Source organism: Streptomyces mutomycini (assembly GCF_001700505.1).
GTDB classification, from domain to species: domain Bacteria; phylum Actinomycetota; class Actinomycetes; order Streptomycetales; family Streptomycetaceae; genus Streptomyces; species Streptomyces mutomycini.
The window spans coordinates 1-8,550 of record NZ_MAPV01000260.1 but is presented as its reverse complement, the minus strand read 5'-3'; the positions used below and the strand labels follow the sequence as shown (position 1 = coordinate 8,550).

Here is an 8,550-nt window from a genome sequence, read left to right as displayed (position 1 = left end):
AGGCGATGGTGCGGCGCCGCCAGACCCAGCCGGGGATGACGGGTTCGGCGGCGCCGCACCATCGCCTCGGTCAACCTCGCACTCGGCGCGATGGGGCTGCTCATGGTCGCCCCGACCGTCTTCCTGCCCACCTACGCCCAGTCCGTCCTCGGACTCGGCCCGATCGCCGCCGGGTTCGTCCTGTCGGTGATGACCCTGAGCTGGCCCGTCGCCGCCGCCCTCTCCGACCGGGTCTACAACCGCGTCGGCTTCCGCCGCACCGCCGTCATCGGCATGTCCGGGGCCCTGCTGGTCCTGCTCTGCTTCCCGCTGCTGCCCTACCCCGGCTCCGCCTGGCAGCCCGCCCTGCTCATGCTGCTGCTCGGGGCGACGCTCGGCCTCTTCCAGCTCCCGCTGATCATCGGGGTGCAGTCGACGGTCGGCTGGACCGAGCGGGGTACGACGACGGCGTCCGTGCTCTTCTGCCGGCAGGTCGGCCAGAGCGTGGGGGCCGCGCTCTTCGGCGCCGTCGCCAACGGGGTGATCGCCTCCCGGCTGGCCGACGCCCCCGTGCCGGGACTGCCCAGCGGCCTGGACGCCGTCTCGCACGCCCTGGAGGACCCGGCGGCCCTCTCCGGCGCGGCGAGGGACTACCTGCGGCGTGCCGTCGACACCGCCACCGACCATGCCTTCACGGGTGCGGCGGTGGCGGCCGGACTGGCCCTGCTGGTCCTGGTGTTCGTCGCCCCGCGCCGCTTCCCGGTGCTGGCCGAACACGAGGAGACCGCCCCTGCCCCCAGGGGCTGAGCCGCCCCCTCCCGGCCCGGCCGGTCACGACTGCTCCGGCAGCCGGACCCAGAAGTGGTCGACGACCTCCTCGAGGTAGCGCCGTCCGTCCTCGCCGGACGCGGTGCTGCCCCCGGCCCGGCTGAGCGTGGCGGCCATGAGCGCCTGGTACTCGTGGTACATGGAGTCCAGCGGCTCGTGCAGCTGCTTGCGCTCGACGGAGATGAGCTTGGCGATGGCGCGGACGTGCGCCTGCCACCGGGTGGTGACGGCTTCGGTGAGCAGGCGTGCGAGTTCGCCCTCGAGTCCGGTGACGGCGATGAAGTCACGCGGCGGCAGCCTGAGCACACTGCCGAGCTTCGCGGACTGACGCTTGTCCCCGGTCCACCGGCCGGCCTCCTCCATGCGGACGTAGGCGTCCAGGGCCAGGCCCGTCCCCCGGGCGACGTCCTCGGGGGCGACCCCCTGGGCGATGCGGTGCTCGCGCAACGTCCTCGGCCGCCCCATCAGTTCACGAGGATGGCACCACAACGCCCCTGCCAGAGCGGCCAGTTCAGCGGCACTGGGCATTGCGGTACCGCTCTCCCAGGCCGCGACGTGCTCAGGGGTGACGTAGGCCGTCCCGAAGGAGGCCCGCATGCCGTAGGCGACGTGTCCGTGGGCCATCCCGAGCTTCTCACGCAGGGCTCGGGCAGCACGCGCATTGAAAGGGAGTGGAGGGTGCACGCACAGAACGTAAGGGGAGCGTGACGGAAAAATCCATGGTCGTTGTCGCCTGCATCACGGTTTGACGCCATAGATCACCGGCGATTCCGTAGGAACCGACAGGCAGATTTCGTACCGTAACTCACTTCCCATGCACGGCACTTGATGGTCACACCTCGGCACGTATGATCCGCTCGCAAGGCGCCGCATGTGTGTTCGCACAACTGTCTGCCAGCCAGCCGGGCAGCGGCGGTTCCCCCGTTACCCATCGACTGCAGGCCCAGGAGACACCGTCATGCACCCCAGCAAGACCAGCCCTGCCGAGATACCACCGACCAGATCCGGTGGCGCTCTCGACAGGTTCTTCCGCATCACCGAACGCGGATCGACCTACGGCAGGGAAGTACGGGGTGGCTTCGCCACCTTCTTCACCATGGCGTACATCCTCGTGCTCAACCCGATCATCCTCGGTGGCGCGAAGGACAAGTTCGGCGAGCAGCTGGACACCGTCCAGCTGGTGACCGCCACCGCCCTCGTGGCCGCGGTGATGACCCTGATCATGGGTGTGGGCGGCAATCTGCCGCTCGCCCTGGCCGCGGGCCTGGGCATCAACGCCGTCGTCGCCTACCAGGTCGCCCCGCTGATGGCCTGGGACGACGCGATGGGCCTCATCGTGCTCGAGGGCCTGCTGATCTGCGTACTGGTGGCGACGGGTCTGCGCGAAGCGATCATGCACGCCATCCCGCAAGCCCTCAAACAGGCGATCAGCGTGGGCATCGGCCTCTTCATCGCCTTCATCGGCTTCGTCGACGCCGGATTCGTCACCCGCATCCCGGACGCCGCGAACACCACCGTGCCCGTCCAGCTCGGCACCGGCGCCCTCACCGGCTGGCCCATGCTCGTCTTCTGCCTCGGCGTGATCCTCACGGTCGTCCTCCTCGCCCGGCAGGTCAAGGGCGCCATCCTCATCAGCATCGTCCTGATGACCGTCCTGTCGATCGTCGTCAACCAGCTGGCCGAGGTCGCGTCCTGGGGCCTGACCGCCCCCTCGGTGCCCGACTCCCCCGTCGCCGCACCCGACTTCGGGCTGCTCGGCCAGTTCGACCTGCTCGGTTCGTTCGGACAGATCAGCGTCCTGACCGTCGTCCTGCTGATCTTCACCCTCATCCTGTCGGACTTCTTCGACACGATGGGCACCGTCGTCGGCGTCACCGCCGAAGCCGGGCTCCTCGACGAACGGGGCCAGGTCCCCGGCCTGGGCCGCGTCCTGCTCATCGACGGCGCGGCCGCCGTGGCGGGCGGCGCCGCCTCCTCCTCGTCCGCCACCACCTACATCGAGTCCGCAGCGGGTGTCGGTGAAGGCGCCCGCACCGGCTTCGCCAACCTCGTCACCGGTGGCCTGTTCGCCCTGGCCCTCTTCTTCACCCCGGTCCTGACCATCGTGCCGATGCAGGCCGCCTCCCCCGCACTCGTCGCGGTCGGATTCCTGATGATGACGCAGGTCAAGCACATCGACTGGGACCGCTACGAACTCGCCGTCCCGGCCTTCCTCACCATCGTCGTCATGCCGTTCACCTACTCCATCACCAACGGCATCGGCGCCGGCTTCATCGCCTACGTGATCATCAAGGCGTGCCTGGGCAAGGCCCGGGAAGTCCACTGGCTGCTCTGGGGCACCGCGGTGCTCTTCCTCGTGTACTTCGCCATAGACCCGCTGGAACAGCTCCTCGGCATCAAGTAGCACGAGGAGCCGCCGCCGGAGCGGCCCCCCTGGGTGCGGACCACACCGCCCCGGGGGGCCGCCCCCGCGGACCGCACCGTGCACGCGGCCGGCCCGCCGTCGGACCGAGTCCGCACCGGTGGCCGAAGGGGCGTCCCCCCCGGGCCGGCAGGACCCCCGGCGGGAAGTGCGAGGATGCTCGTATGGACGTAGTCAGCAGGAACAACGTGACCGTGGCAGGCCCCGAGGACGCACCGGTCCTCCTCCTCGCCCACGGTTTCGGCTGTGACCAGAACATGTGGCGGCTGGTGGCACCCGCGCTGGCGGAACGCTTCCGCGTCGTGCTGTTCGACTACGTGGGATCGGGCCGCTCGGACCTCACCGCGTGGAGCGAGGCACGCTACAGCGCGCTGGACGGGTACGCCCGCGACGTGGTGGAGATCTGCGAAGCGCTCGACCTGCGCGAGGTCCGGTTCGTCGGGCACTCGGTCAGCGCCATGATCGGTGTACTGGCGGCAGCGGCGGCACCGGACCGGTTCGCCTCGCTGATCATGATCGGCCCCTCGCCCTGCTACGTCGACTCCCCCGGATACCGGGGCGGATTCAGCGCCGAGGACATCGACGAGCTCCTGCAGTCCCTGCAGGCGAACTACCTCGGATGGTCGGCGGCCATGGCCCCCGTCATCATGGGCAACCCCGACCGCCCCGAACTGGGTGCGGAACTGACCAACAGCTTCTGCGCCACCGACCCGGCCATGGCCCACGTCTTCGCCCGGGCCACGTTCCTGTCCGACACCCGCGAGGACCTGAAGAAGGTGACCGTCCCCACCCTGGTCCTGGAGTGCTCACAGGACGTGATCGCCCCCCGGGAAGTGGGTGCGTACGTCCACGCGGCCATCCCGGGCAGCCGGCTCGTCACGTTGGAGGCGACCGGCCACTGCCCGCACCTGAGCGCCCCCGAAGCGACCCTGACCGCCATCGCCGGCTTCCTCGGGAACCTGTCGTGATGTCCCGTACCGACCCGGTGCCCGACCGGCCCAAGGGCGAGGCGACCGCCTCCACCGACGCCGCGTTCACCGCGTTGCTCGAGGACAGCGCCGAAGAGCTCTACGAATCCGCTCCCTGCGGCTACCTGTCGACGCTCATGGACGGGACCATAGCGAAGATCAACACGACGCTGCTGACCTGGCTCGGACGGTCCCGCGAGGAAGTCGTCGGCCGCATGCGCTTCACCGACCTGCTGACCGTCGGCGGCAAGATCTACCACGACACCCACTACGCGCCCCTCCTGAGCATGCAGGGCAGCATCAACGGCATCGCCCTCGACATAAAGAAGGCCGGGGGCGGCCGGCTCCCCGCGCTCGTCAGCTCCCTGACGAAGACCGACAGCGACGGCCGGCCCCTGCTCATCCGCACCACGGTGTTCGACGCCAGTGACCGTCGCGCCTACGAACAGGAACTGCTCCGCGAACGCCAGGTCGCCGAAGGGGCCCGCAGGCGGGCCGAGGAGGACCGTGAACGGCTGCAGGAAGCGCTCGCGGTACTGCAGAGCAGCCTGCTCCCCGCCGCCCTCCCCCCGGTGCCGGGCATGGAAGCCGCCTCCTACTACCACACCGCGTCGCCGGACCGTCTCGGCGGAGACTTCTACGACCTCTTCCCCCTGGACGGCAAACGCTGGGCCTTCTTCCTCGGCGACGTCTGCGGCAAAGGCCCCCAGGCCGCCGCCGTGACCTCACTGGCCCGCTACACCCTGCGGGCCGCGGCCCTCCACGACCCGGACCCCGTGGCAGCACTCACCACCCTCAACACCGTTCTCCACGAGCGGTACGCCGCCGGCGACCCGCGCTACTGCACCGCCGTCTTCGGCGTCCTCGAACCCGACGGCGACACCGTCACCGTCCAGCTCGCCTCCGGCGGCCACCCCCCGGCCCTCGTCCTGCGCGAGGACGGACGGGCCGACTACCTGCCGACCCCCGGCGGGCTCCTCGTCGGCATCCTGCCCACAGCCCCCTTCACCCCCGCCAGGACCGTGCTGGCAGCAGGTGACACCCTCCTGCTCTACACCGACGGCCTCACCGAGGCCCGGACCGGCGATCAACGCGAACTGTTCGGGGACGACGCCCTGCGCGACTTCGCGGCAGGCCTCACCCACACCGGACCGCAGCAGGTCATCACCGCGATGACCGGCCTGCTCAACAGCTTCGGCGACGGCCTGGACGACGACACCGCCCTGCTGGCCCTCGGCGTACCCACCAACCGGCCCCACCCTGTGAGCGACACCCCGACATGAACCCACTGACGACAACAGTCCAGGAAACCGGAACCGGCACCGTGCTGCGGGTCGCGGGAGAACTCGACTACAGCACCGCCGCCGAACTCCGCCAGGTGGTGACGGGCCTCACCCTGGGACCGGACCGGCCGCTCGTACTCGACCTCGGGCGCCTCGACTTCTGCGACTCGAGCGGCATCACCGCCTTCATCGTCGCCCGCAACCACGCGACCGCCGCCCAGGCCCGGATCACGCTGGTCAACGTACCCGGCCCCGTACTCCGCGTCCTGCACGTCACCGGACTCGACCAGGTGTTCACACTGGAACCCGGCACGGATACGCGGAACCGGGGCGCCGCCGGGAGCTGACCGTACGAAGCGGGCCAGGCACCGCCCCGACGCGGCGCGCGACGCGGAACTACTCCGCCGGACCCGCCACCGCACGCCCCGTCAGAGCCGCCAGCGAATTACGTACATGCGCCATGTGCGCCTGCACCTCCTCGCGGCCCTCCTCGTGCTCCCGCAGGACCCGCTCCGTCTCCCGCACCACACGCTCCTCCGCCGCCCTCGCCGCCGAAACCAGCTCCGCCGCCCGCGCCTCCGCGTCCTCCTGGCCGTGCCGGGCCGCCTCCTCCGTCTCCGCCAGCTCCCGCCGCGCCCGGGCGAGCAGCGCCTCCCCACGCGCCGTCAGAGCCGCCTCACGCTCCGCCGTGGCAGCCTCCGCCCCGGCGATCTCCGCATCCGCCGCCTTGCCCCGCTCGGCATGCTCCCGCTCCTGATGCGCCAGCACCCCCGCCGTACGGCGGCGCGTCCCCGCCATCTCCTCATCCGCGGCCCCACGCACCTCACCAGCATCCCGGCGCGCCTCGTCCACCAGCACCCCGGCCGCATCCCGCGCCGCCGCGAGCACCTCCTCCGCACTCGCATCCGCCGCGTCCCGCACGGCCCCCGCCCGCACACGCGCCGCCTCGCGGACCTCCCGGCCCGCCGCATCCGCCGCGTCAGCCAGCGCCTGCGCCTCCTCCAGCGCCGCACCCCGCGCCGCCTCCGCCTCGGCCTCCGCCAGAGCCAGGATCTGCTGCGCCCGCTCCCCCAGCGACTGATACGTCTGGGGCGCCAGTGAGGCAACCACCTCACCCAGCCGAGCCGACTCCTCCGTCAGCTCCCGCTCCAGCTCCGTCAGCCGCGAGAGGCGCTCCAGGGCCCCGTCCCGCTCCGCCGACAGCGAGGCCACCACGCGGTCCACCTGCTCAGGGCGGTAACCACGCCCCCGTACGCCGACAAATCCGTGCGCGGACACCGGTCCACCACTCATCCCTGAAGCCCTCTTCCCGCTCTCCGACTCCCCGACCATGAAGCAATACGCCAAGGATGCGGCAATTCGCCCGGAAGTCGGAATCGATCAGCTGCATTCAGGACGGAAGCGACCCGCATCACAGAACCCGACACAAAAGGCGCCCGCCCCCACCAGGGGCGAGCGCCTCTCGCACACAAAAGATCAGACCCGGTCCGAACGGATCACAGCAGTCCGTCCCACATCTGCTCCAGCAGCACCGACCACCATCCGTCCGGCGACGCCAGCGCCGCCGGATCGATCGCCACCAACTGCGCCTGGAAATCGACCGTCCACCGGCCCGCCTGCTCCGGATTCAACCCGAACCGCAACCGCCACATCCGGCCCAGCAACGCCATCGACCGCACGAACTCGGGCAGCCCCGTGTTCACGAACTGCGGAGGCACCGGCTGACCGCCCGGACCCGCCTCCACCGGAACAGCCACGATGTTCGCCGTCCCGTACTGCACACAGATCGCCCGGCCGAAGTCCGAACCCATCACCAGATACGAACCCGCGTCCGGCGCCGGCTGCACCTGACGCTGCGCCGCCAGCTCCGCCAGCGTCGGCACCACCGGATGACCCGGCTGCGCCCAGAAGAACGGCCCGAAATCAGCCGGCAGCCCCGCCCACACCAGCGTCCGCGCCACCACCTCAGGCACACCCTGACGCGACACCGCCCGCTGATCGAAACGCAGCACACCGGGACCGAACGCCCCGTGCAGCTCCTCCGCCAGCGCCTCCGGCGGCAACGCCATCGCAGGCGGCACCTGCGGCAACGGCGCCCGCACCGGAGCCGGCCGCGCCGGACCGTCCGCCACCTGATGCAACTCACCCTGATGCGTCAGCAGATGCTGCATACCCTGCTGCCGGCTCGCATGATCCGTACCGTACGGCGCCACACTCGTGATCCGGACCTGCGGCCACGTCTCCCGGATCATCCGCGCACAGTAACCACCTGGCAGCTCACACGACTCCAGCTCCGTGTGCAGCTCGATCACCTGCTGCGGCGGCACGTTCATCGCACGCAGCTCATGCAGCATCTGCCACTCCGGATGCGGAGTACCCGGCGCCGAACGCCGGATCAGCTGCTGCTCACTGCCGTCGGGCGCACGGAAACGCAGCACGGCCTGATACCCCGGACCGACCGTCGGCTGACCCGCCGGCTGCTGCGGATAGCCGTACGCCCCGGAGGGCGGCGGCGGAGTGTGCGGACCCTGCCCCGGCATACCGGGCGGACCCGGAGGACCGGGCGGCTGCGGCGCACCCGGGCCGGCCTGCCCCGGACCCGCCAGCATCGTCGCGGCATGGTGCACCCCGCCGCCCGGAGGAGGCATCGCCCCCGGAGGCGGACCGGGAGGACCAGGCGGGCCGGGCGGCGGCGGCGTGGAGCCGGGCGACGGCGGCGTGGAGCCGGGCGGAGGCGGCGGCGTCATACCCGGAGCACCCGGAGCACCGGGAGGCCCAGGAGGTGCCGGCGGACCGGGCGGACCCGGAGGACGCGGCGCGTTCGGGCCACCGATGCTCGCATCGGCGAACATCGTCGCGGCGTGATGCATCCCGCCACCCGGAGGCGGCGTCGAACCAGGCGGCCCGGGAGGAGCAGGAGGACCGGGCGGCCCGGGAGGAGCAGGCGGCTGCGGCGCGCCCGGAGGCGGCATCGCCCCCGGAGGACCCTGCTGCGAGACCAGCTGCGTCGGCACATAACCACCCGCCGGCACACCCGGACCCGGCGGCGGGGTCGCCCCCGGCCGCACCC

At 71.3% G+C, this 8,550-nt stretch carries 7 protein-coding genes and 1 pseudogene; 5 read left to right on the top strand and 3 right to left on the bottom strand.

Going from position 1 to position 8,550, the window contains the following annotated elements; genetic code table 11:
* Positions 1-42 precede the first annotated feature (42 nt).
* A pseudogene (locus tag BFF76_RS28815) lies at positions 43-786 on the top strand (MFS transporter); the annotation flags it as partial.
* Positions 787-810: 24 nt separating this feature from the next.
* On the opposite strand, the gene BFF76_RS28810 reads toward BFF76_RS28815, so the two are convergent.
* A complete protein-coding gene (locus BFF76_RS28810; protein ID WP_051834751.1) occupies positions 811-1,431 on the bottom strand; it encodes a hypothetical protein in 621 nt (206 codons plus the stop codon).
* Positions 1,432-1,765: 334 nt separating this feature from the next.
* On the opposite strand from BFF76_RS28810, the gene BFF76_RS28805 reads away from it, so the two are divergent.
* The 4 genes from BFF76_RS28805 (at position 1,766) to BFF76_RS28790 (ending at position 5,827) form a co-directional block, all read left to right on the top strand.
* Positions 1,766-3,211: an NCS2 family permease gene (locus tag BFF76_RS28805; protein WP_053929130.1), complete on the top strand. Its 1,446-nt coding sequence runs from the start codon at positions 1,766-1,768 to the stop codon at positions 3,209-3,211.
* Positions 3,212-3,393: 182 nt separating this feature from the next.
* Positions 3,394-4,197: an alpha/beta fold hydrolase gene (locus tag BFF76_RS28800; RefSeq protein ID WP_031098668.1), complete on the top strand. Its 804-nt coding sequence runs from the start codon at positions 3,394-3,396 to the stop codon at positions 4,195-4,197.
* Positions 4,197-5,480: a PP2C family protein-serine/threonine phosphatase gene (locus BFF76_RS28795; protein WP_031098665.1), complete on the top strand. Its 1,284-nt coding sequence runs from the start codon at positions 4,197-4,199 to the stop codon at positions 5,478-5,480. Before BFF76_RS28800 ends, BFF76_RS28795 begins: the two co-directional genes overlap by 1 nt.
* Positions 5,477-5,827: an STAS domain-containing protein gene (locus BFF76_RS28790; protein WP_065849393.1), complete on the top strand. Its 351-nt coding sequence runs from the start codon at positions 5,477-5,479 to the stop codon at positions 5,825-5,827. The genes BFF76_RS28795 and BFF76_RS28790 overlap by 4 nt, the downstream gene beginning before the upstream one ends.
* A gap of 49 nt (positions 5,828-5,876) precedes the next feature.
* Here the strand turns inward: BFF76_RS28790 and BFF76_RS33135 are convergent, their stop codons facing one another.
* Complete coding sequence (locus BFF76_RS33135; protein WP_208604890.1) at positions 5,877-6,773, bottom strand: cellulose-binding protein; 897 nt, start codon at positions 6,771-6,773, stop codon at positions 5,877-5,879.
* 203 nt (positions 6,774-6,976) lie between these two features.
* Positions 6,977-8,550, bottom strand: a 1,574-nt coding sequence (locus BFF76_RS28780; RefSeq protein ID WP_208604889.1) for an SUKH-4 family immunity protein, incomplete at its 5' end; no start/stop codon positions are given.